The following is a 21,286-nucleotide window of genomic DNA, read 5'->3' as shown; positions in this document are numbered from 1 at the left end:
GTAGGCATGGCCAAGAACATCGATGACAAACTGGTGCTGGCGATTTCATCGCGCGCCTTGTTCGACCTGAGCGAGAGCCACAAGGTCTACCTGTCGAGCGGCGTTGAAGCCTATCGGCAATATCAGATCGAGCACGAAGACGAGATTCTCGCACCCGGTGATGCCTTCCCGTTGGTGGAAAAACTCCTGAGTCTTAACAGTCGCCTCGGTCGTGCTCGGGTCGAGGTGATTCTGGTGTCACGCAACAGCGCCGATACCGGCCTGCGAGTGTTCAACTCGATTCACCATTACGGTCTGGCGATTTCCCGTGCGGCGTTTGTCGGCGGGCGCAGTCCTTATCCGTATCTGAAAGCGTTCGGCTGCGATCTGTTTCTCTCCACCCATGCCGAGGATGTGCGTGCGGCACTGGATGCCGGTTTCGCCGCCGCGACGATTCTATCCGGGGGCGCCAGCCGTGCGGCCAGCGATGAGTTGCGCATCGCCTTCGACGGTGACGCGGTGATCTTTTCCGACGAGTCTGAACGCGTCTATCAGTCCGGCGGGCTGGAGGCGTTTCAAGCCAAGGAACGTGAGTCGGCCCGTGAGCCTTTGCGCGGAGGGCCGTTCAAGGGCTTTCTCGCCGCGCTCAATTTGCTGCAGCGCGAGTTCCCTGACGACGACTGCCCGATCCGCACGGCGTTGGTGACGGCGCGTTCGGCGCCGGCGCATGAACGGGTGATTCGCACGTTGCGCGAGTGGGATATCCGCCTCGACGAATCGCTGTTCCTCGGCGGCCTGACCAAGTCGGCGTTTCTTGAGGCCTTTGCTGCCGATGTGTTCTTTGATGATCAGACCGGCCATTGCGAACTGGCCCGCGAAGTCGTCGCTACTGGCCACGTGCCTCATGGCATCAGCAACGAACCGTCGATCTAAAGCCCCGGTGCTTCAAGAAGTTGCGTCACACGTCGTACTCGCCAAGGCACTGCTAAGCTGAATCAAATCTGCGCCATGTTGGCTTGCGAGGGGGTCATATGATTCGTTCGATGCTGTATGCCACTGACCTCGGTCTGTACGCCCCGTTAGTGATGCAGCACGCCTTGGCTTTGGCGCGAACGTTCGATGCCGACCTGTACGTCGTGCATGCGGTGGAGCCGATGGGGTTGTTTGCCGAATCGGTGTTGCAGAGTTATCTCGACGAGCAGGCGTTGAACGAATTCCACAGCCAGGGTTTGAAAACAGTCATCGCCAATATCGAGCAGCGGGTACTGGAAAGTTTTCGCGAAGAACTGGGGGACGAGGGCGAGCTGGATCTGCAGCGCATTCGAGCGGTGCGCGTGCTGCAGGGCGATCCGTCGCAGGTGATTCTTGATCAGGTACAGAAACTCTCTGTCGATTTGCTGATCGTAGGAAGTCACAGCCACGGGGTGGGCGCGGAAACGCCGTTGGGGCGCACGGCCGCTCGAGTCCTGCAATTGGCCAAGGTGCCGGTGTATCTGGTGCCACTGGTGGAGCGTCGGCGGCGGGAGGATCGCTAAAGCAGGAATAATGGCGCTTTGATAAAAAAGTTCTAGATTTATTATTCTAACCATTAATATAGTTATATATCGTCGCTGATGCCCGTGGCGTCTACCTGCTTTGAGGGATACATATGAAGCTTCAACAATTGCGCTACATCTGGGAAGTGGCGCACCACGACCTCAACGTTTCCGCTACAGCCCAAAGCCTCTACACCTCGCAACCGGGCATCAGTAAACAAATCCGTCTGCTGGAAGACGAACTCGGCGTCGAAGTGTTTGCCCGCAGCGGCAAGCACCTGACCCGCGTGACGCCGGCCGGCGAGCGCATCATCACCACCGCTGGTGAGATTCTGCGCAAAGTCGAAAGCATCAAGCAGATCGCCCAGGAATTCTCCAACGAGAAGAAAGGCACCCTGTCGATCGCCACGACTCACACCCAGGCGCGTTATGCACTACCGCCGGTGATCAGCAATTTCATCAAGCAATACCCGGACGTGGCGCTGCACATGCACCAGGGTTCGCCGATGCAGATCGCCGAAATGGCTGCTGACGGCACCGTCGACTTCGCTATTGCCACCGAAGCGCTGGAGTTGTTCGGCGATCTGGTGATGATGCCGTGCTACCGCTGGAACCGCTGTGTGGTGGTGCCGCAGGGCCACCCGCTGACCAAGCTGCCGAAGCTGACCCTCGAAGCGCTGGCTGAATACCCGATCGTGACTTATGTGTTCGGTTTTACGGGACGTTCGAAACTCGACGAAGCCTTCAGCCATCGTGGCCTGTCGCCGAAAGTGGTATTCACCGCCGCCGACGCCGACGTGATCAAAACCTACGTGCGCCTGGGGCTGGGCGTAGGCATCGTGGCGAAGATGGCGGTTGACACCAAACTCGACAACGACTTGGTGGTGCTCGATGCCAGCGAGCTGTTCGAATCGAGCGTGACCAAGATCGGTTTCCGTCGTGGTACTTTCCTGCGCGGGTTCATGTGCGACTTCATCGAGAAGTTCGCGCCACACCTGACCCGCGAAGTGATGGCCAAAGCTATCCAGTGTCACAACAAGCAGGAACTGGAAGATCTGTTCGACGGCGTCGAACTGCCCGTTCACTAAGCGCCCGCCTCAGAGCACCTCGGTGACAGTGAACTGTTGCCGGGTGCCCGCCACCAGAATCTCGACCTCATCACCTTCCAGCTTGCCTAGCAGGCTCTTGCCCAGTGGCGAGCGTGGGGTTATGACAGTAATTGGTTGACCCACCACATCGACTTTCAGGCCCGCCGCATCCGGGGCCAGAAACAGCCACTGCTCGCGCCCCTTTTCATCTTCCAGGCCGAGCAGGGCGCCCACTTCTATACCTCGGTTTTCGTCGTGCGCGCGCAGCGTCAGGTTCTGGCACAGCGCCAGTGACTGGCGAATTTCCTCGACCCGTTTCGCTTGCCCTGCCGCCAGATACGATGCCTCAAGCCCGAGGGTGTCGTACTTGTTTTCGGCGATGTTTTCTTCGTGGGTGGCGGTTTCGTAAGCGGTTTGCGCAGCGCGTTCGGCGATGTCGAGGTCGATGCGCAGTTTGTCGAGAATCAATTGGTGGACAGTGTGCTTGTTCATGATCAATCGCAGAATTGTAAAACGTTGGCGCGGCTTTTTTCGCTTGGCGCGGTCTGGTCCTGTTGCAGCCAGAACTGGCATTTCGGGTTTGACTGGTTGCGGCCGCTGCTGCGTGCCTGATCAAGGCGATTTTGCTGCTCGTTCTTGCGCAGGCTTTCTTCGTACTGCTCAAACAGCGGACTCTGCGGTGCAATGTCTGGTTGTGTCCGGACGGCTGGCGGGTTGGCCAATTGCTGTACAGCCTGGGCGACCGGCGCCAGTTGTTCGTTGAACAGAACGTGTGAAGCCAGCCAGCACGTCAGCGCAATGGCAAGAAAACCCAGCCATATGCCCAGGGCAATGCTGCCGGTCAAATGCAGCGCGCTCAGTTGAACCGGCAAGGGGCGACGCGGGTTAGGACGGTAGGGCATGGCTGCCTCCTGGCGGATGGGTGCGGGCAAATGGTGATTGTCGCACGAAGATTAATCGCCGTCGGCTCTTCTGCATGAGGTCATTTATGCGGACAATCGGTGTTTTGCCAACGGGAGTCTTGAATGCCGGAACCGAAAACCCGCTGGGATATTTTTTGCACCGTGGTCGATAACTACGGCGACATTGGCGTGACCTGGCGCTTGGCCCGGCAACTGGTGGCTGAGCATTCGCTGACAGTGCGGTTGTGGGTCGATGACTTGCGCGCATTCGAACGCATTTGTCCGCCAATCGATATCAACGCCGCGCAACAATGGCAGCAAGGTGTGGAGGTGCGACACTGGCCAGGCGAATGGTTAGAGACGGACGCCGCTGATGTGGTGATCGCCGCGTTCGCCTGCCAACTGCCGAGTGATTACATGAGCGCCATGGCCGAGCGGGAACAACCGCCGTTGTGGATGAACCTCGACTATCTCAGCGCCGAAGACTGGGTCGTGGGTTGCCACGGCCTGCCATCGGTGAAGTATAAGTCGGTGCAGAAGATATTCTTCTTTCCGGGATTCCGTCCAGGAACGGGCGGATTGTTGCGTGAGCGAGGTTTACTCGAACGGCGTCGGCAGTTTCAGCAAGATCCCCAGGTGCAGCGAGAATTCCTGCACGGTCTTGGGATCGACCGCGTGCCTGAAGCCCAACTGATTTCGCTGTTTGCCTATGAGAACGCTGGTTTGGCCAGTTGGCTCGATGTGCTGGCAACCGATGCAAAGCCAACCCATCTGCTGGTGCCTGAAGGTCGGATACTCGGCGACGTCGCGCGATGGCTTGGGATGGAAAATCTCGACGTCGGGGTGATTCATGTTCGTCAATCGCTGACGGTGCAGGTGCTGCCGTTCGTCCGCCAGGATCAATACGATCATCTGCTCTGGTGCTGCGATTTCAATGCGGTGCGCGGGGAAGACTCGTTCGTGCGGGCGCAATGGGCGGGGCGGCCGATGCTCTGGCACATTTATCAGCAGGACGAAGACATCCATCTGGACAAGCTCGATGCCTTCCTCGCGCTCTACACAAAAGGCCTGTCACCGGCCGCTGCCGAGGCGATGAGCGGTCTCTGGCGAGCCTGGAGCGCCGGTCAGCCGATCGGCGAACACTGGCTCGCGGCCCGTCATCATTGGCCAGAACTGCAGAAAAATGCCGAATCGTGGTGTCTGGAACAAGGCTTGCAGGCTGATCTTGCCGCGGCGCTGGTACAGTTTTACCTAAATTGGATATGATACGCGGCCTAGATTTTTGTAAATCCCATCCAAATTCGGATATTCGCAATGAAAACTGGTAAAGAACTGAAACCCGGTACCGTGATCCGTCTCGAAAACGATCCTTGGCTGGTTCAGAAAGCTGAATTCACCAAGTCGGGCCGTAACAGCGCGATCATGAAGACCAAGCTGAAAAACCTGCTGACCGGTTACAAGACCGAGATCGTTTACAGCGCCGACGACAAACTGGACGACGTAATCCTCGACCGCAAAGAAGCGACCCTGTCCTTCATCAGCGGCGACACCTACACGTTCATGGACACCACTGACTACACCATGTACGAGCTGAACGCTGAAGACATCGAAGCCGTTCTGCCTTTCGTTGAAGAAGGCATGACCGATGTTTGCGAAGCGATCTTCTTCGAAGAGCGTCTGGTTTCCGTAGAGTTGCCGACCACCATCGTGCGCGTAGTTGACTACACCGAAGGTTCGGCTCGTGGCGACACTTCCGGCAAAGTCATGAAGCCAGCCAAGCTGAGCAACGGTACCGAGCTGCAAGTTGCCGACTTCATCGAAATCGGTGACAAGATCGAGATCGACACCCGCGAAGGCGGTTCCTACAAAGGCCGTGCCAAATAAGCACTGCTTTTTGCGGAAAGAAAAAACCCGACCATTGAGTCGGGTTTTTTTGTGCCTGCGATTTGTGCTGTTGCTCATCCTCTGTGGGAGCGGGCTTGCTCGCGAATACGTTGTTGCATCCAGTGAAGGGTTGACTGACAGGACGCCTTCGCGAACGAGCCCGCTCCCACAGGTTTTTTGCGTTTATCTCAAACGGTGGTGTGCAAACGTACATCAACATTGCCACGGGTGGCGTTGGAGTACGGGCAGACTTGGTGCGCCGCTTCGACCAGGCTTTGCGCGTCGGCCTGATCAAGGCCCGGCAGGCTGATGTGCAAATCGATGTCCAGACCGAAACCGCCTGGGATCTGGCCGATGCCGACGTGGGCGGTGATCGAAGCGTCGTCCGGGATTTTGCGTTTGGTCTGGCTTGCGACGAATTTCAGCGCGCCGATGAAGCAGGCCGAGTAACCGGCGGCGAACAGTTGCTCAGGGTTGGTCGCTGCGCCACCGGCACCGCCGAGTTCTTTCGGGGTTGCGAGTTTGACGTCGAGGATGTTGTCGCTGGAGATTGCGCGACCATCACGGCCACCGGTGGAAGTTGCGATTGCAGTGTAGAGAGTTTGCATGGTGTGAGCCTCGTTCAGTGTCGTTTTTTGCGCTAACTGTTTGCGCGCTAAGTAAGTGCGAGATGAATGTAGCTCGCAAATATTTTGTGCGCAAGATAATTTTTTCAAAAAATGTCGGCCCTGATGTGTGAACAGTCCACTAATCATTAAAAGTGCATGATCTGAAAGGAATTTTTGAGTTGGCGCAGAAACATTGTGGAAGCGGGATTGCTCGCGAAGGCGTGGTGTCTGTTAACGAACAGGAATTTGACACCCCGCTTTCGCACGCAAGCCCGCTCCCTCATGGGGGGAGGTAATGGATTCAGGTGAGGCTGTCGTGCAGATGGCTGCGAAGTGCCTGCAACTCAGCTTGCAGATTCTGCAGGCGCTCCAGGGTGAAACCGCTGGCGCCTAGAATGCATTGCGGAACTGTTCTGGCTTGTTCCTTCAGTGCCCGGCCCTGTGCGGTCAATTCGACAATCACCACGCGTTCGTCTTCACGGCTGCGGGTGCGGCTGAGCAAGCCTTCGCCTTCCAGGCGTTTGAGCAATGGCGTCAACGAACCCGGATCCGTCAGCAGTCGTGTGCTGATTTCTCCGACAGTCAGACCGTCCTTCTCCCACAGCACCATCATCGCCAGATACTGCGGATAGGTCAGGCCCAGCGCTTGCAGCATCGGTTTGTAGACCTTGGTCATCATCAGTGAGGTCGAGTGCAGGGCGAAGCACGCCTGATTGTCCAGCAGCAGGTCTTCGCAGGTGTCGCGTTCGGATGTCATGTCAAAGCCTTGATCGGTGATGGTCATGAATCTAGCGTCCGAATGTTTAATGCGCCAGATAATTCTCCAGTTCTAGTGGCGGCCCAGATCACGCTGGAGTGCCAGATCCCACGGCGGTACGGGGCTGAATCGGGTCTTGAGGTATTCCAGCAACAAATGACTGCGCGAATGGGTTTGCCGTTCCATGCGCAACGCGTAGATGCCCGCGGATTCCGGCGCAGGCAGGCCGTGCTCGCAGAACAGCGGCAGCAACTCGCCGCGCAACAGGTACTCGCTGGCGAGCCAGGTTGGCAGGTGCGCAATCCCCAGCCCGGCCAAGGCGCCACACACCAGTGCCTCGGCGTTGTTGGCGCTCATGCGAATGCGTGCGGGACGATGCAGTTGCATCTTCCCGTCTGCCTCGAAACGCCAGGCAAAGGGCGGGGCGAGACCTTCCCAGTCCAGACCGTCGTGTTCACTCAATTGCGCGGGATGGTCTGGCACGCTTCGGCGTTTGAGATAGTCAGGGCTGGCGCAGGCAATGCGCACTATGCTTGCCAGCGGAGTGGCCACCAGCCGTGTGTCGGCCAGTTGTCCGGCCCGCAGCACCAGATCCACTTTGCCCAGGTTCGAACCGCTCATATCGACGAAGCTGTCGATCAGGTGCAACTGCACATCCAGCCCGGGATACAGAACGAGGAAGTCAGCAATGACCGGTGCCAAGTGTCGCCGCCCGAACGCGGCCGGGGCGTCGATGCGAATCAAGCCTTCCGGCGCACTGCTCAGGGAAACGGCTTCGGCGCGGGCCAGTTGCAGTTCGGCGACGATCCGTCGCGCCCGTTCGGCAAAGGCCAGGCCTGCGGGGGTGGCGCGCACGGCGTGTGTGCTGCGGATGAACAACTGGCTGCCGACCGCGCTTTCAAGGCTGTCGATGCGTCGAGCGACTGCCGAAGGCGTCAGTGGATGAAGGCGTGAAGCGGCGGAAAAACTGCCGCTTTCCAGCACATCGAGAAACAGCCCGAGTTGATCGGTCAATTGATTGGGGTTCATGTCGGTTCAACGCTTTTGCGAAATCGGCATAGCCATTGTGCGTTGCTGTGCGTTTCCCTGCCAGCCGCGACTGCGTAGGATGAATCGCCTGACGTAAGAGGAATTTGGCTGTGATGGACTTCTTGTTGTACCTGCTGTTCGGCGCGGCCCTCGGCACACTCGGTGGCATCTTCGGCATCGGTGGCGGCCTGATTGCCATTCCTTTGCTGGGCGTGTGGTTCGGGCTCGACCAGCAGATTGCCCAAGGCACCGCGCTGGTGATGGTGGTGCCGAACGTGATGCTGGCGCTGTGGCGTTACCATCAGCGCAATCGCATCGAACTGCGGCATGCGTTGCCGCTGGCCGTCATGGGCTTCTGTTTTGCCTGGATCGGCTCGATCTGGGCGGTGGGCATCGATGCACAGACGATGCGCATCGGTTTTGTCGCCTTTCTGGTCGTGTTGTCCGTCTATAACCTGGTGCGCATACTAGGCGCGCGGCCAGCGACGACACCCCGAATGCGTTATTCCTGGCCATGGCTGGGTGTACTTGGTGCGGCGTCCGGAACCATGGGCGGGTTGTTTGGTGTCGGCGGAGCCGTGGTGGCGACGCCGGTGCTGACCAGCGTGTTCGGTGCCACTCAGGTGGTTGCTCAAGGCCTGTCGCTGGCGCTGGCGTTGCCGAGCACTGGCGTCACCCTGGTCACCTACGCGGTGCATCACGAAGTTGACTGGATGATCGGCCTGCCACTGGCCATCGGCGGTCTGGCGAGCATCAGTTGGGGTGTGAAAGTTGCCCACGCGATGCCGGAAAAAATTCTGCGTGGGCTGTTCTGCGGCTTCCTGGTGCTGTGTGCGGTGATGCTCGCGATTAAAGTTTGAAGCCGTCGACGATGTGTTCGGCCAGGCACTCGGTAATCGGGGAAGGTTTGTTCAGGTTGCGGATCAGCATGATGCTCGCCTCGGGCAGCAGCGGCAGGTTTTCGTCGGCGCCGAGAATACGCATATCCGGGGTGATCAGGCTTTCCAGTTGGGCGGTGATCGCCAGACCAGCGCTCACCACCGCCATCAGCGCCGACAGGCTGGTGCTGTTGTAGGCGATGCGGTAATCGCGGCCCATTGCGTCCAGCGCATTGCATGCCCACAAGCGACAGAAACAATCACTGTTGAACATCGCCAAAGGCAACGGCGTCTGTTCGTGGGCGCTGAAGTTTTGCGCCTCGGCCCAGACGAAGCGCTCCTTGCGCAGCAGTTGACCAATCTCGTTGCCCGGCTCGCGGGTCACGATCGACAGGTCCAGGTCGGTGCGCTGCAATAGCTGTCTGGTCGATTCGCAATGCACTTCGATCTGGATCAGCGGATAGAACTGCGCAAACCGCGACAGGATTCCCGGCAGAAAGCGCATCACGTAATCATCCGGCGTACCGATGCGCACGGTGCCGACCATGTGCGGCTCGCGCAAGGTGTTGAACACTTCGCTATGCAGTTTGAGGATGCGCCGCGCGTAACCGAGCAGAACCTGACCCTCTGCAGTCAGTCGCACCTGACGGCCATCACGCTCGAACAGTTGGCGCTGCAACACGTCTTCTTCCAGCCGCTTCATTTGCATGCTCACCGCTGATTGCGTGCGGTTGACCATCTCGCCAGCGCGGGTGAAACCGCCCTGATCGGCAATCGCGACAAAGGTGCGCAGGACATCGGTATCGATACTGGGGTAGGCCGACAATTGATGAATCTCCGTGATGAATGCCATCAGAAACATTCGTTGGATTGATCTTAGCGCCAGCGCGAGACTGGGGCCATCCACAACGGAGGGCAATACGATGAAAGGTCAAAAAGTCTATGTAAGCGATGAAAGAGTTCCTGTTCATCTCATCTCGGATCTGCTGCACAAGTTTAGTCGCTGGTACGAGCTTCACCGCGAACGCGAGTTGCTCGCCAGTCTGAGTGACGAAGCGCTGAAAGACATCGGCGTCAGTCGCGCCGACGTCGAACATGAGTCGGTGCGGCCATTCTGGGACGATCCGATGCACAAATGATCAGGGCATTACTACACAAACCACTTTCAGGTGAGGTAGGTTGCGAGCAGACAAGGAGATGCTCATGCCCGCGACACTGTCCTTTTCCCTTAAACAGGCTCGACGTCTGGCGCTGGCTGCCCAAGGGTTCAACGGGCGCCAGCCGCCGACCGTCAAGGCATCGCACCTTAACCGGCTGATCGAACGGCTGGGCCTTTTGCAGATCGACTCTGTCAATGCCGTGGTGCGCTCGCACTATCTGCCGCTGTTCTCCCGTCTCGGTTCCTATTCTTCTGACTTGCTCGACCAAGCGGCCTGGACTTCGGGACGGCGTCGCACGTTGTTCGAATATTGGGGGCATGAGGCATCGTTGCTGCCGCTGTCGATGTATCCGTTATTGGCGTGGCGGATGCAGCGCGCCAAACGTGGCGAAGGCATCTATCAGCAGTTGGCGAAGTTCGGTCGCGAGCAGCAGGACACGATTCGTCGGGTGTTGGCGTCTGTTGAAGCACAGGGTGCTTTGGGGGCCGGCAGTCTGTCGACCCGCGAAGACAAGGCTGGGCCTTGGTGGGACTGGAGCGCGGAGAAGCATGCGCTGGAATGGTTGTTCGCCGCTGGCGAAGTGACAGTGGCGGGGCGACGCGGATTTGAGCGTTTGTATGATTTGCCCGAGCGGGTATTGCCGGCGTCAATCCTGCAGCAGACCCTGCCTGATGAGGCCCAGGCGCAGCGCGAATTATTGCTGCATGCCGCTGAAGCACTGGGCGTCGGCACGGAAAAAGATCTGCGTGACTACTTTCGTTTGAATCCGGCGGATGCCCGTCCGCGTCTTGCCGAACTGGTTGAGGCCGGACAGTTGCTCACCTGTGAAGTGGCCGGTTGGCGGCCAATCGCCTATTGCCTGCCGGAGCCGAAAGTCCCGCGCAAGGTAGCGGCCAGCGCGCTGTTATCACCGTTCGATTCGTTGATCTGGGAGCGTAGTCGCACCGAGCGTCTGTTCGATTTCCGCTATCGACTGGAGATCTACACGCCTCAGGACAAACGGGTTTACGGGTACTACGTGTTGCCGTTTCTACACAACGAACGGATTGCTGCGCGGGTCGATCTGCGTTCCGAGCGGGCATCGGGGCGATTGGCGGTGCAGGCGGTACACGAGGAGGCGGCGGGGCTGGATGACGAGGGGATGCTGGCGCTGGCGGTGAACTTACGGCGGATGGCGCATTGGCTGGGGTTGGAGAGGGTGCAGCTTAATTGTCAGCGCGAGAGTGCAGGGCGGTTGCGGGTGGCATTGGCGCAAATTGATGTTGATTGATTGGGCCTTTTCGCGAGCAAGCCCACACTGGATTGGTGTTGTTCACTAAACCAGTGTGGGAGCGGGCTTGCTCGCGAATGCGACCTGTCAGACGCTAGATGCCTGACTGATTCAACGGCGAACCTGCTTCAGCGTCTCGGCAATCAAAAACGCCAGTTCCAGCGACTGATCGGCATTCATCCGCGGGTCACAGTGCGTGTGATAACGATCCGACAAGCCATCTTCAGTGATCGGCCGCGCCCCGCCAATGCACTCGGTGACATTCTGCCCGGTCATCTCGATATGAATCCCGCCGGCATAAGTGCCTTCGGCTCCGTGTACCTGGAAGAACTGTTTCACCTCGCCGAGGATCTGCGCAAAATCACGGGTCTTGTAGCCGCTGCTGGCCTTGATCGTGTTGCCGTGCATCGGGTCGCAACTCCATAGCACCTGCTTGCCTTCGCGCTGAACCGCACGGATCAGTGCTGGCAGGTGATCGCCAACCTTGTTCGCGCCCATTCGCGCGATCAGGTTCAGGCGACCCGGATCGTTGTCCGGGTTGAGCACGTCGATCAGGCGGATCAAATCGTCGGGGTCCATGCTCGGGCCGACTTTCACCCCGATCGGGTTGTTCACGCCGCGCAGGAATTCGACGTGAGCGCCGTCGAGCTGACGGGTGCGGTCGCCGATCCACAGCATGTGCGCCGAGCAATCGTAGTAATCGTTGGTCAGGCTGTCACGACGCACGAAGGCTTCTTCGTAGTTCAGCAGCAATGCTTCATGGGCGGTGAAGAAACTGGTTTCGCGCAATTGCGGCGAGCTGTCCATGCCGCAAGCGCGCATGAAGGCCAGGGTTTCATCGATGCGGCCAGCGAGGTGGCTGTACTTCTCGGCCAGCGCCGAGTTGGCGATGAAATCGAGATTCCATTTGTGCACTTGATGCAGGTCGGCAAAACCGCCCTGGGCGAAGGCGCGCAACAGGTTCAGGGTCGCGGTGGACTGGTGATAAGACTGCAGCAGGCGTTCCGGGTCCGGCACACGGCTTTTTTCGTCAAAACCGATGCCGTTGACGATGTCGCCACGGTAGGCCGGCAGGGTCACGCCGCTGATGGTTTCGTCGTTGGCTGAGCGCGGCTTGGCAAACTGGCCGGCCATGCGCCCGACCTTGACCACCGGGCAGCCCGCGGCGAAGGTCATGACGATGGCCATTTGCAGCAACACTTTAAACGTGTCGCGAATTTTCGCCGCGGAAAATTCGGCAAAGCTTTCGGCGCAGTCACCGCCCTGCAGCAGGAACGCCCGCCCCTGAGTCACTTCGGCAAACTGACGACGCAGTTCGCGTGCTTCGCCGGCAAACACCAGTGGCGGATAGCTGGCCAGCGTCTGCTCGACCTGGCGCAAGTGCGCGGCGTCGGGGTATTGGGGTTGTTGCTGGATCGGCAGGGCACGCCAGCTTTCAGGGCTCCAGGGTTGGTTCATCACGGTCTCTAAGGTTCTACGCACGGAAGGCCATGGTATCAGCAAATTAGTGCGTGACCTGTTCCTGCCCCTTCGCCGACAATCGCCTCTTTGCCACGGCGCCAAAGCGGTGCCATCGCGTCACCGCGCCCGGTGACCATCAGGAGACGAAATGACTGAGGAGCGCGTCGAGCATCTGCTCGCCGAAGTACAGGATGAGTTCGGCGTGATTCGCGTGCTGGAAGTGGCGGATTACCGCTTTCTCGAATTCGGCGATGCAATCGAGCAGAGCTGTGTGTTCACCGCTGATCCGAGCTGGCTGGAATACGACTACACCCGGGCGATGCTGATTGGCGCGTTGTGCCATGAGCGCCCGGAGAGTGCGCTGTTCCTCGGACTGGGCGCCGGTACGCTGACTCAGGCCTGCCTCAGGTTCCTGCCTCTGGAGGATGTCGAAGCGATTGAGCTGCGTCCCGATGTGCCGCGTCTGGCCGTTGAATACCTTGGGCTGGATGATGATCCGCGTCTGTACATTCGCGTTGGCGATGCGCTCGAGTTGCTGCCAACCGCCGAGCCGGCGGATCTGATTTTTGTCGACCTCTATACCGATGTCGGGCCGGGCGTCGGGCACCTTGCCTGGCGTTTCCTGGGTGACTGTCAGAAGCGTCTGAATCCGGGCGGCTGGCTGGTGATCAATCAGTGGGCCACCGATGACGGCAAGCCGCTGGGTGCGGCGTTGTTGCGAGGGCTCTATCACCGGCATTACTGGGAGTTGCCGGTGAAGGAGGGCAATGTAATTCTGATTGTCCCGGCGGATCTCGATCAGGCACTGGACATGCAGGCGCTGACGGCCCGGGCCGAAGCACTGGCGCCGCAGTTGGGGTATTCGTTGCAGTCGTTGATCAAAGCCATTCGTCCGGCGACTTGAGTCTTCAGCGCTGACCCCTTCGCGAGCCAGCCCGCTCCCACACTTGAAATGCATTCCAAATGTGTGAGCGGGCTGGCTCGCGAAGAGGGCCTGAAGAGCACCACATTTCTCAGATCCCTTTGAAGATGCCCGGGCGCCGTTCAACCAGCGACTTGATACCTTCCTTGGCATCCTCACTACTCAGCAACTTTTTCACCAGCGTCGGCAACCCCTGCGCCGCCGCCGTCTCACCTTCATAGCGCGCCTGTCGCGCCGATTGCAACGTCGCCTGTACCCCCAACGGCGCCTGTCGGGCAATCCGCTCAGCCAGTTCAATCGCCCGTGGCAGCAGATCTTCGCTGGCCATCACTTCCTGCACCAACCCCAGCCTTAATGCGTCGTGGGCATCAAACTCATCCCCGGTCAGCAACCAGCGCATCGCATTGCCCCAGCCGGCCACCTGATGAAAACGTAAAGTCGCGCCACCAAAAGGAAAGATCCCACGCTGAACTTCCATTTGCGCGAAGCGGGTATTGCTCGCACACAGGTTGATATCCGCTGCCAGCATCAACTCGATACCAATGGTCAGGCAGTAGCCCTGCGCTGCAACAATCACCGGTTTGCTCACCCGTGGCCCGACGAAAACGCCCCAGGGATCGCAACCGCCGCTCGGAACCTGCCAGCCTTGCGCAAGGGCGGCGCTGGCATTGACCAGATCCAGACCGGCGGTAAAGTGTTCGCCATGCCCGAACACCACCGCTACCCGCGCCTCGCTATCCGCCTCGAACTCGCCGTAGGCCAGGCTCAGCTCATTGAGCAGGTCGAGGTCGAACGCATTGCGCTTGGCCGCTCGGTCGAGGCCGATCAGGTGGACATGACCACGACGTTCTCGGCTGACGCGGCCGGGGCAGGGCTGGTTCATGGCTAAATCCTCAGGCAGGAAGGGCGGGGCAGCGACGGTATGCCGCACATCGGTGAATCGTTTTAGCGTCATCACCCGTAGGGCCGGGCCTTTGAAAAATAGACCTTGGCGCGATTATCCGCAAAACCCCATTACACAGCGGTGACGCACGGATTCAGGCGATAAAAAAAGCTCCCTTTTTGGGCAAAATCCGGTATAGTGCGCGCCGGCCTTTAACCGGGCCGCGTTTAGGTAGCGCAATTTCCCGAAGTCAGCTTCGGCTGCACGTCCGCATTGCGGGCTCTTCCCGGACGATTCTTTTTCTCATTCATTCGTTTTCGCAAATCCCCGCCGACAAAGCTGCCAGGGCGACTCTTGAGTCTCAACACGGCATGCGCAGCTTTGGAGCATGGGTCTTTGCGGATGCACTTAGAGGCAGACCCATGACCCAGGAAACCGGCGGATTCGCCGCTTTTAATCTTAATCCGAATATTCTTGCAGCCGTCGCAGCGACCGGCTACGAAGAGCCTTCGGCGATTCAGCAGCAATCGATCCCGATCATCATGGCCGGCCAGGACATGATTGGCCAGGCGCAAACCGGTACCGGTAAAACCGCCGCGTTCGCACTGCCTATTCTGCACCGCATCGATCCTGCCAAGCGCGAACCGCAAGCCCTGATCCTGGCGCCAACCCGAGAGTTGGCGCTGCAAGTAGCAACCGCTTTTGAAACCTACGCCAAGCAAATGCCAGGCGTCACCGTTGTCGCCGTTTACGGCGGCGCGCCGATGGGCCCGCAACTGAAAGCAATCCGTAACGGCGCACAGATCGTTGTCGCCACTCCGGGCCGTCTGTGCGACCACCTGCGTCGCGACGAGAAAGTGCTGTCGACCGTGAACCACCTGGTTCTCGACGAAGCTGACGAAATGTTGAAACTGGGCTTCATGGATGACCTGGAAGTCATCTTCAAGGCTCTGCCAGCGACCCGTCAGACCGTTTTGTTCTCGGCTACCCTGCCGCAGTCGATCCGCGCCATTGCCGAACGCCACCTGCGCGATCCGCAACACGTCAAGATCCAGACCAAGACCCAAACCGTTACCGCGATCGAACAGGCTCACCTGTTGGTTCACGCTGACCAGAAGACTTCGGCCGTTCTCAGCTTGCTGGAAGTGGAAGATTTCGACGCTCTGATCATGTTCGTGCGCACCAAGCAAGCGACCCTGGATCTGGCCAGTGCCCTCGACGCCAAAGGCTACAAAGCCGCTGCGCTGAACGGTGACATCGCCCAGAACCAGCGTGAGCGCGTTATCGACTCGCTCAAGGATGGCCGTCTGGACATCGTTGTTGCGACCGACGTTGCTGCTCGTGGTCTGGACGTTCCGCGCATCACTCACGTTTTCAACGTGGACATGCCGTACGATCCAGAGTCCTACGTTCACCGTATCGGCCGTACGGGTCGTGCCGGTCGCGAAGGTCGCGCACTGCTGCTGGTGACTCCGCGTGAGCGTCGCATGCTGCAAGTGATCGAGCGTGTAACCGGTCAGAAAGTGGCTGAAGTACGTCTGCCGGACGCTCAGGCTGTTCTCGATGCGCGCATCAAGAAGCTGACCAACAGCCTCTCGCCGCTGGTGGCTGATGCCGAGTCGACTCACGGTGAACTGCTGGATCGTCTGACTGCCGATATCGGCTGCACGCCGCGTGCTCTGGCTGCTGCTCTGCTGCGCAAGGCCACCAATGGCCAAGCGCTGAACCTGGCTGCAATCGAGAAGGAGCGTCCACTGGTGCCGAACAATGCACCGCGTGGCGACCGTCCTGAGCGCACCGGTGATCGTCCAGATCGTGGTGACCGCGAGCGTCGCGCGCCAATGCCTTTGGGCGAAGGCCGTGCTCGTTGCCGTACCGCGCTGGGTGCGCGTGACGGTATCGCTGCGAAGAACCTGCTGGGCGCTATCCTCAATGAAGGTGGTCTGGCCCGTGAAGCGATCGGTCGCATCCAGGTGCGTGACAGCTTCAGCCTCGTCGAGCTGCCGGAAGATGGTCTGGACAAACTCCTGACCAAACTGAAGGACACTCGCGTTGCCGGTAAGCAGCTGAAACTGCGTCGCTACCGCGAAGATTGATCCGCTCCTGGCTGATTGATCGAACATAAAAAATCCCCGACTGGTTCGGGGATTTTTTTTGCCTGTTTTCTGGATTCACATCAATCCATGTGGGAGCGAGCGTTCTCGCGAAAGCGTCAGCCGAAACGATATATATCCATCCCCAACGCCCCCATCGTGAACCCCTTGTGCGCCACACTGAACTCGCCTCCGGCACCTCGCGCAAAATACAGCGGCAGCAAATGCTCATCACTCGGATGGCTTCGCACCGCATTGGGCGCCTGCTGACGGTAGTCGTGCAGCGCAGCCTCATCGTTGGCTGCAAGTCTGTCGATCATCCAGTCACGGAAGGCCTTGGCCCATGGCTCGACACTTTCCGCACCGGCATGCCAGTCCAGCTCACGCAGGTTGTGAGTGATGCTGCCAGAGCCGATCAGCAGAATCCCTCGTTCGCGCAGGCTTGCCAGCGCACGGCCGACGCGTGTTTGCAGTGCCGGACCGCCGCGACTCGGTAACGAAACTTGCACCACTGGAATATTTGCCTCGGGATACATCAGGGACAGCGGCACCCAGACGCCGTGATCGAACGGGCGCTGTGGATCGAGGCGCGCGGGTAGGCCTTTAATGGTCAGCAGATCGGCGACCTCGGCAGCCAGTTGCGGATTGCCCAGCGCCGGGTACTGCACTTCAAACAGGGCGCGCGGGAAACCGCCGAAGTCATGCAATGTCTCGGGTTGCGGATGGCTGCTGACCAGCAATTCGTGACTCTCCCAGTGTGCGGAGACAATCACGATGGCTTCGGGCCTGGGCAATTCGGCGGCCAGTCGTGCGAGGGCTGGGCCGCTGGCGCCGGGCTCCAGCGCGAGCATGGGCGATCCATGGGAGATAAACAGGCTGGGAAGCATGGACGGGTTCCTGAGCGGTAAGATGGGCCATCTTCAGTCAGTTCATTGATCTAAATCTAATATAAGTTTTAACGCTTTTTGATCGATTTTTTAGGAGCGACACATGCAGCCTGAGTTTTGGCACAAGAAGTGGGCATCTGACCAGATCGGCTTTCATCAGCCTGAGGTGAACCCCCATTTGCAGCGGCACTGGCCGGATCTGTCGATCCCTGTATCGGCCCGCGTACTGGTGCCACTGTGTGGGAAAAGTCTGGATTTGCTGTGGCTGGCCGGGCGTGGCCACAAGGTTTTAGGGGTTGAGCTGTCGGAAAAAGCTGTCGAGGATTTTTTCAGCGAGCAGCGGGTGTCCCCGCAAATCAGCGAGAGGGGCATATTCAAGGTATATCGCGCTGGATCTATCGAGCTTTGGTGTGGTGATTTCTTTGCACTGAAAGCGGACGATGTCGCCGATTGCGCAGCGCTGTACGACCGGGCAGCGATGATCGCGCTCCCGTCACCGATGCGTGAGCAGTATGCGGCGCACCTTCAGCAGATCTTGCCGCAGGGCTTGCAAGGATTGTTGATTACGCTGGATTACGATCAGTCACAGATGTCCGGGCCGCCGTTCGCGGTGTTGGACGATGAGGTGCAGCGGTTGCTGGGCGGCGGTTGGCAGGTGCAAGTGCTCGAACAGCAGGATGTGCTGGGGGAGAGCTGGAAGTTCTTGCAGGCGGGCGTGACGCGGTTGGAGGAGAGGGTTTACCGTATTTCCGGTCATTAGTTGTTTTTCGGCAGTACTGACGTTATCGCTGACTTGCCAGCGATGACGTCAGCCAGAGCAGCCCATGACTCGAAGCAATAAAAAAGACCCGCATCACTGCGGGCCTTCTTTTTTTACGTGAGCTGGATCAACCGCGACGACGCAAAGCGTCGATACGCTCTTCCAGAGGCGGGTGACTCATGAACATGCGGGCGAAGCCCTGCTTGATACCACCGTTGATGCCAAACGCACTCAGGGTGTCCGGCATGTGTACCGGCAGGCCCTGTTCGGCACGCAGGCGTTGCAGTGCACCGATCATCGCGCTGGTACCGGCCAGACGTGCACCGGCTTCGTCGGCGCGGAATTCGCGTTTGCGCGAGAACCACATGACGATCGCACTGGCCAGGATGCCCAGTACCAGTTCGGCGAAGATGGTGGCCACGTAGTAGGCAATGCCCCGGCCTTCTTCGTTCTTGAAAAAGAACTTGTCGACGAAGTTGCCGATGATCCGCGCGAAGAACATCACGAAAGTGTTTACCACGCCCTGGATCAGCGCCAGGGTCACCATGTCGCCATTGGCAACGTGGCCGATTTCGTGAGCCAGCACGGCTTTCACTTCATCGGGCGAAAAACGCTCGAGCAGGCCCTGACTGACGGCGACCAGTGCGTCGTTCTTGTTCCAGCCAGTGGCGAACGCGTTTGCTTCGTAAGCGGGGAAAATACCGACTTCGGGCATCTTGATCCCGGCTTCGCGGGACAATTGCTCGACGGTTTGCAGCAGCCATTGCTCATGCCGTGTGCGTGGCTGGCTGATGATCTGGGTGCCGGTGCTCATCTTCGCCATCCACTTGGAGATGAACAGCGAGAACAGAGAGCCGGCGAAACCAAAGACTGCACAGAAAACCAGCAGCTGACTGAGGTCGAGATCAACCCCGTTGGCCGCCATGAACCCGTTGAAGCCAAAAAGGCTCAGGGTGATGCTGGCTATCAGCACGACCGCCAGGTTAGTGGCCAAAAACAGCAGGATGCGCATCATGGTTGTAGAAATCTCCTCAAGCTAAAGATGTAGCGTAGTGCGGGGTATATAAGGTGCTGCACCGGGCTATTCAACCGGGTGACTATTTCAAACTGTGTCCTACAGCGATTTCTTCGGCGCACGCCCCGTTTCCCACAACAGACACTGATACGGACGACACGCAGCCGCGACCCGTCGCCATGGCGTCAGGCGTATATGGCGGGTACGAATCGCAAGTGTAGAGGGCGTGTGGAGGAGGGGAGCGCAGAAGTGTTGCTGAATCAGACAGTGCGCAACGTTCGGGCCGTTGCGCACTGCTGGCCATTTACTGGCGGTAGGACTTGAGGAAGTTGCCGATGCGGCCGATGGCCATTTCGAGTTCGTCGACTCGTGGCAGGGTGACGACACGGAAGTGATCCGGCCACGGCCAGTTGAATGCCGTGCCCTGCACCACCAGCAACTTCTCGGAGAGCAACAGGTCAAGGACGAATTTTTCGTCGTTGTGGATCGGGCAGACCTTCGGGTCGATCCGTGGGAACGCGTAAAGCGCACCCATCGGTTTGACGCAGCTCACACCCGGGATATCGTTGAGCAGTTCCCAGGTACGGTTGCGCTGTTCCAGCAGGCGACCTTGCGGCAGTACCAGATCATTGATGCTCTGATAGCCGCCCAATGCGGTCTGGATCGCATGTTGGCTCGGCACGTTCGCACACAGACGCATGTTGGCCAGCATGTCGATGCCTTCGATGTAACTCTGGGCGTTGTGTTTCGGTCCGGAAATCGCGATCCAGCCAGAACGGAAGCCGGCCACGCGATAGGACTTCGACAGGCCGTTGAAGGTCAGGCACAGTAGATCCGGGGCCAGGGACGCGGTGCAGATGTGCACGGCGTCGTCGTACAGAATCTTGTCGTAGATTTCGTCGGAGAACACCACCAGGTTGTGCTGACGGGCCAGTTCCAGCATGCCCAGCAACACTTCCTTCGAATACACCGCGCCGGTCGGGTTGTTCGGGTTGATGATCACCATGGCCTTGGTGTTCGGGGTTATTTTGGCCTTGATGTCGGCCAGGTCCGGGAACCAGTCGGCACCTTCGTCGCACAGGTAGTGCACCGCGTTGCCGCCGGCCAGGCTCACGGCAGCGGTCCACAGCGGATAGTCTGGCGCCGGCACCAGCACTTCGTCGCCGTTGTTGAGCAGCGCCTGCAGCGACATCACGATCAACTCGGAAACGCCGTTACCCAGGTAGATGTCTTCAATGCCGACACCTTCGACCTGTTTCTGCTGGTAGTACTGCATCACGGCCTTGCGCGCACTGAACAGACCTTTGGAATCGCTGTAGCCTTGCGCGGTTGGCAGATTGCGGATCACATCCTGAAGGATTTCGTCCGGCGCTTCGAAACCGAACGGCGCCGGGTTGCCGATGTTCAGCTTGAGGATGCGCTGGCCTTCCTCTTCCAGTCGTTTGGCGTGCTTGAGCACCGGGCCGCGAATGTCGTAGCAGACGTTGGCGAGCTTGTTCGATTTGCTGAACTGCATGGCGATGTGATCCCGAAAATGAACGATCCAGACGGCGGATGGACAACCGTGCTGGGATTCCTGCGTCTTCGTACAGGCGAATGTCTTGAGGCATGGTGCCCAGAATCCGTTTGAATGCGCCCGGTCTGGCTGCCAGACTGGCGTGTGACGAGGCGCAATCATACGTGCCGCCCGATCCGTGGAAAAGGTACAGATCGGGCTTTTTCAGCCGCTGAGGTGTGATGATGGAAAAGTTGGAAAAAACCCTGGAAGAATGGAAAGCCATGCTTGATCCGCAGCAGTACGAGGTTTGCCGCCTCAGTGCGACCGAGCGACCGTTCTCCGGCAAGTACAACGCCACCAAAACTGATGGTGTTTACCACTGCGTCTGCTGTAACGAGCCATTGTTCGACTCCACGACCAAATTTGATTCCGGTTGCGGCTGGCCGAGCTTCTACGCGCCAATCGGCGAAGGTGCCATGACCGAAATCCGCGATATCAGCCACGGCATGATTCGTACCGAAGTGAAATGCGCGTGCTGTGATGCGCATTTGGGGCACGTCTTTCCGGACGGTCCGCCCCCGACTGGTTTGCGCTATTGCATCAATTCGGTGTGCTTGAATCTGGAGCCCCGGGAGTAGGTGTTTGGGCGGCCCAAGGGTCGCTCTTCGAATAATTAA

The 21,286-nt window shown here is 58.9% G+C and carries 23 protein-coding genes; 12 read left to right on the top strand and 11 right to left on the bottom strand.

The features are described from left to right. The first annotated feature begins 6 nt into the window (after nt 1–6). The 3 genes from AACY50_RS12515 (at nt 7) to cysB (ending at nt 2,602) form a co-directional block, all read left to right on the top strand. On the top strand, nt 7–912 hold the full coding sequence (locus AACY50_RS12515; RefSeq protein WP_339431187.1) for a 5'-nucleotidase: 906 nt from the start codon (nt 7–9) through the stop codon (nt 910–912). A gap of 98 nt (nt 913–1,010) precedes the next feature. Continuing rightward, nucleotides 1,011–1,514: a universal stress protein gene (locus AACY50_RS12510; protein WP_221729210.1), complete on the top strand. Its 504-nt coding sequence runs from the start codon at nt 1,011–1,013 to the stop codon at nt 1,512–1,514. Nucleotides 1,515–1,627: 113 nt separating this feature from the next. After that, nucleotides 1,628–2,602 carry an HTH-type transcriptional regulator CysB gene (gene cysB, locus AACY50_RS12505; RefSeq protein WP_221729209.1) on the top strand — a complete coding sequence of 325 codons (975 nt, stop codon included), beginning with the start codon at nt 1,628–1,630 and terminating at the stop codon, nt 2,600–2,602. Between the two features lie 9 nt (nt 2,603–2,611). Here cysB and AACY50_RS12500 read toward each other — a convergent pair whose 3' ends face one another. Together AACY50_RS12500 and AACY50_RS12495 are read right to left on the bottom strand one after the other, a co-directional pair. Then, nucleotides 2,612–3,094, bottom strand: coding sequence for a GreA/GreB family elongation factor (locus tag AACY50_RS12500; RefSeq protein WP_221729208.1), 483 nt, complete (start codon nt 3,092–3,094; stop codon nt 2,612–2,614). Nucleotides 3,095–3,096: 2 nt separating this feature from the next. Further along, the gene (locus tag AACY50_RS12495; RefSeq protein WP_339464806.1) at nt 3,097–3,504 is read right to left on the bottom strand and encodes a hypothetical protein; all 408 of its coding nucleotides are present in this window, start codon (nt 3,502–3,504) and stop codon (nt 3,097–3,099) included. A gap of 123 nt (nt 3,505–3,627) precedes the next feature. Between AACY50_RS12495 and earP the strand changes: the two genes are divergently transcribed. Next, nucleotides 3,628–4,770 (top strand): elongation factor P maturation arginine rhamnosyltransferase EarP, encoded by a 1,143-nt coding sequence (gene earP, locus AACY50_RS12490; protein ID WP_339538621.1) that lies wholly within the window; start codon nt 3,628–3,630, stop codon nt 4,768–4,770. A 48-nt stretch (nt 4,771–4,818) separates the two neighbouring features. Continuing rightward, on the top strand, nt 4,819–5,388 hold the full coding sequence (locus AACY50_RS12485) for an elongation factor P (protein WP_028619992.1): 570 nt from the start codon (nt 4,819–4,821) through the stop codon (nt 5,386–5,388). 188 nt (nt 5,389–5,576) lie between these two features. Here the strand turns inward: AACY50_RS12485 and AACY50_RS12480 are convergent, their stop codons facing one another. The 3 genes from AACY50_RS12480 to AACY50_RS12470 form a co-directional block, all read right to left on the bottom strand. Continuing rightward, nucleotides 5,577–5,996, bottom strand: a complete 420-nt coding sequence (locus tag AACY50_RS12480) for an organic hydroperoxide resistance protein (RefSeq protein WP_339431191.1) — start codon at nt 5,994–5,996, stop codon at nt 5,577–5,579. Nucleotides 5,997–6,297: 301 nt separating this feature from the next. Then, the gene (locus tag AACY50_RS12475; protein WP_339431272.1) at nt 6,298–6,753 is read right to left on the bottom strand and encodes a MarR family winged helix-turn-helix transcriptional regulator; all 456 of its coding nucleotides are present in this window, start codon (nt 6,751–6,753) and stop codon (nt 6,298–6,300) included. Nucleotides 6,754–6,825: 72 nt separating this feature from the next. Beyond that, nucleotides 6,826–7,782 carry a LysR family transcriptional regulator gene (locus AACY50_RS12470; RefSeq protein ID WP_339464804.1) on the bottom strand — a complete coding sequence of 319 codons (957 nt, stop codon included), beginning with the start codon at nt 7,780–7,782 and terminating at the stop codon, nt 6,826–6,828. 110 nt (nt 7,783–7,892) lie between these two features. On the opposite strand from AACY50_RS12470, the gene AACY50_RS12465 reads away from it, so the two are divergent. Continuing rightward, entirely contained in the window at nt 7,893–8,642 is a 750-nt protein-coding gene (locus AACY50_RS12465) for a sulfite exporter TauE/SafE family protein (protein ID WP_339431193.1), read from the top strand. Here the strand turns inward: AACY50_RS12465 and AACY50_RS12460 are convergent. Then, nucleotides 8,632–9,486, bottom strand: coding sequence for a LysR substrate-binding domain-containing protein (locus tag AACY50_RS12460; protein WP_339431273.1), 855 nt, complete (start codon nt 9,484–9,486; stop codon nt 8,632–8,634). The genes AACY50_RS12465 and AACY50_RS12460 overlap by 11 nt on opposite strands. A gap of 97 nt (nt 9,487–9,583) precedes the next feature. Between AACY50_RS12460 and AACY50_RS12455 the strand changes: the two genes are divergently transcribed. Then, a complete protein-coding gene (locus AACY50_RS12455) occupies nt 9,584–9,799 on the top strand; it encodes a DUF1127 domain-containing protein (protein ID WP_339431194.1) in 216 nt (71 codons plus the stop codon). A 64-nt stretch (nt 9,800–9,863) separates the two neighbouring features. Beyond that, complete coding sequence (locus AACY50_RS12450) at nt 9,864–11,090, top strand: winged helix-turn-helix domain-containing protein (protein WP_339538620.1); 1,227 nt, start codon at nt 9,864–9,866, stop codon at nt 11,088–11,090. A gap of 111 nt (nt 11,091–11,201) precedes the next feature. Here AACY50_RS12450 and AACY50_RS12445 read toward each other — a convergent pair whose 3' ends face one another. Then, on the bottom strand, nt 11,202–12,548 hold the full coding sequence (locus tag AACY50_RS12445) for a class II 3-deoxy-7-phosphoheptulonate synthase (RefSeq protein ID WP_339431196.1): 1,347 nt from the start codon (nt 12,546–12,548) through the stop codon (nt 11,202–11,204). A gap of 151 nt (nt 12,549–12,699) precedes the next feature. Between AACY50_RS12445 and AACY50_RS12440 the strand changes: the two genes are divergently transcribed. Continuing rightward, nucleotides 12,700–13,455: a spermidine synthase gene (locus AACY50_RS12440; protein ID WP_339431197.1), complete on the top strand. Its 756-nt coding sequence runs from the start codon at nt 12,700–12,702 to the stop codon at nt 13,453–13,455. A gap of 109 nt (nt 13,456–13,564) precedes the next feature. On the opposite strand, the gene AACY50_RS12435 is transcribed toward AACY50_RS12440, so the two are convergent. Further along, nucleotides 13,565–14,356 carry a crotonase/enoyl-CoA hydratase family protein gene (locus tag AACY50_RS12435; RefSeq protein ID WP_339538619.1) on the bottom strand — a complete coding sequence of 264 codons (792 nt, stop codon included), beginning with the start codon at nt 14,354–14,356 and terminating at the stop codon, nt 13,565–13,567. 422 nt (nt 14,357–14,778) lie between these two features. Between AACY50_RS12435 and AACY50_RS12430 the strand changes: the two genes are divergently transcribed. After that, nucleotides 14,779–16,452, top strand: a complete 1,674-nt coding sequence (locus AACY50_RS12430) for a DEAD/DEAH box helicase (protein WP_008088238.1) — start codon at nt 14,779–14,781, stop codon at nt 16,450–16,452. 116 nt (nt 16,453–16,568) lie between these two features. Here AACY50_RS12430 and AACY50_RS12425 read toward each other — a convergent pair whose 3' ends face one another. After that, complete coding sequence (locus AACY50_RS12425; protein ID WP_339495504.1) at nt 16,569–17,336, bottom strand: DODA-type extradiol aromatic ring-opening family dioxygenase; 768 nt, start codon at nt 17,334–17,336, stop codon at nt 16,569–16,571. Between the two features lie 103 nt (nt 17,337–17,439). Here AACY50_RS12425 and AACY50_RS12420 point away from each other — a divergent pair, with 103 nt between their 5' ends. Continuing rightward, nucleotides 17,440–18,096 carry a thiopurine S-methyltransferase gene (locus AACY50_RS12420; RefSeq protein WP_339431200.1) on the top strand — a complete coding sequence of 219 codons (657 nt, stop codon included), beginning with the start codon at nt 17,440–17,442 and terminating at the stop codon, nt 18,094–18,096. Nucleotides 18,097–18,223: 127 nt separating this feature from the next. Here AACY50_RS12420 and htpX read toward each other — a convergent pair whose 3' ends face one another. Beyond that, a complete protein-coding gene (gene htpX / locus AACY50_RS12415) occupies nt 18,224–19,111 on the bottom strand; it encodes a protease HtpX (RefSeq protein ID WP_339431201.1) in 888 nt (295 codons plus the stop codon). 304 nt (nt 19,112–19,415) lie between these two features. After that, nucleotides 19,416–20,627, bottom strand: a complete 1,212-nt coding sequence (locus AACY50_RS12410; protein WP_042560257.1) for a pyridoxal phosphate-dependent aminotransferase — start codon at nt 20,625–20,627, stop codon at nt 19,416–19,418. 224 nt (nt 20,628–20,851) lie between these two features. Here AACY50_RS12410 and msrB point away from each other — a divergent pair, with 224 nt between their 5' ends. Then, complete coding sequence (msrB, locus tag AACY50_RS12405; protein WP_339431202.1) at nt 20,852–21,247, top strand: peptide-methionine (R)-S-oxide reductase MsrB; 396 nt, start codon at nt 20,852–20,854, stop codon at nt 21,245–21,247. The last annotated feature ends 39 nt before the right edge of the window (nt 21,248–21,286 follow it).

Source organism: Pseudomonas sp. RA_15y_Pfl2_54, assembly GCF_963971015.1.
GTDB classification, from domain to species: Bacteria; Pseudomonadota; Gammaproteobacteria; order Pseudomonadales; family Pseudomonadaceae; genus Aquipseudomonas; species Aquipseudomonas baetica_A.
The sequence above is the reverse complement of the archived record's forward strand: the minus strand, read 5'-3'. Positions and strand labels throughout refer to the sequence as shown.

Bases quoted from the DNA above. Each gene is read 5' to 3' on its own strand.
- AACY50_RS12450 (WP_339538620.1), top strand. From the start codon at position 9,864: ATGCCCGCGACACTGTCCTTTTCCCTTAAACAGGCTCGACGTCTGGCG.
- AACY50_RS12510 (WP_221729210.1), top strand. From the start codon at position 1,011: ATGATTCGTTCGATGCTGTATGCCACTGACCTCGGTCTGTACGCCCCG.
- AACY50_RS12480 (WP_339431191.1), bottom strand. From the start codon at position 5,996: ATGCAAACTCTCTACACTGCAATCGCAACTTCCACCGGTGGCCGTGAT.
- AACY50_RS12515 (WP_339431187.1), top strand. From the start codon at position 7: ATGGCCAAGAACATCGATGACAAACTGGTGCTGGCGATTTCATCGCGC.
- AACY50_RS12500 (WP_221729208.1), bottom strand. From the start codon at position 3,094: ATGAACAAGCACACTGTCCACCAATTGATTCTCGACAAACTGCGCATC.
- AACY50_RS12485 (WP_028619992.1), top strand. From the start codon at position 4,819: ATGAAAACTGGTAAAGAACTGAAACCCGGTACCGTGATCCGTCTCGAA.
- AACY50_RS12475 (WP_339431272.1), bottom strand. From the start codon at position 6,753: ATGACATCCGAACGCGACACCTGCGAAGACCTGCTGCTGGACAATCAG.
- msrB (WP_339431202.1), top strand. From the start codon at position 20,852: ATGGAAAAGTTGGAAAAAACCCTGGAAGAATGGAAAGCCATGCTTGAT.
- AACY50_RS12495 (WP_339464806.1), bottom strand. From the start codon at position 3,504: ATGCCCTACCGTCCTAACCCGCGTCGCCCCTTGCCGGTTCAACTGAGC.
- AACY50_RS12435 (WP_339538619.1), bottom strand. From the start codon at position 14,356: ATGAACCAGCCCTGCCCCGGCCGCGTCAGCCGAGAACGTCGTGGTCAT.
- cysB (WP_221729209.1), top strand. From the start codon at position 1,628: ATGAAGCTTCAACAATTGCGCTACATCTGGGAAGTGGCGCACCACGAC.
- htpX (WP_339431201.1), bottom strand. From the start codon at position 19,111: ATGATGCGCATCCTGCTGTTTTTGGCCACTAACCTGGCGGTCGTGCTG.
- AACY50_RS12455 (WP_339431194.1), top strand. From the start codon at position 9,584: ATGAAAGGTCAAAAAGTCTATGTAAGCGATGAAAGAGTTCCTGTTCAT.
- AACY50_RS12445 (WP_339431196.1), bottom strand. From the start codon at position 12,548: ATGAACCAACCCTGGAGCCCTGAAAGCTGGCGTGCCCTGCCGATCCAG.
- AACY50_RS12470 (WP_339464804.1), bottom strand. From the start codon at position 7,782: ATGAACCCCAATCAATTGACCGATCAACTCGGGCTGTTTCTCGATGTG.
- AACY50_RS12425 (WP_339495504.1), bottom strand. From the start codon at position 17,336: ATGCTTCCCAGCCTGTTTATCTCCCATGGATCGCCCATGCTCGCGCTG.
- AACY50_RS12420 (WP_339431200.1), top strand. From the start codon at position 17,440: ATGCAGCCTGAGTTTTGGCACAAGAAGTGGGCATCTGACCAGATCGGC.
- AACY50_RS12410 (WP_042560257.1), bottom strand. From the start codon at position 20,627: ATGCAGTTCAGCAAATCGAACAAGCTCGCCAACGTCTGCTACGACATT.
- earP (WP_339538621.1), top strand. From the start codon at position 3,628: ATGCCGGAACCGAAAACCCGCTGGGATATTTTTTGCACCGTGGTCGAT.
- AACY50_RS12440 (WP_339431197.1), top strand. From the start codon at position 12,700: ATGACTGAGGAGCGCGTCGAGCATCTGCTCGCCGAAGTACAGGATGAG.
- AACY50_RS12430 (WP_008088238.1), top strand. From the start codon at position 14,779: ATGACCCAGGAAACCGGCGGATTCGCCGCTTTTAATCTTAATCCGAAT.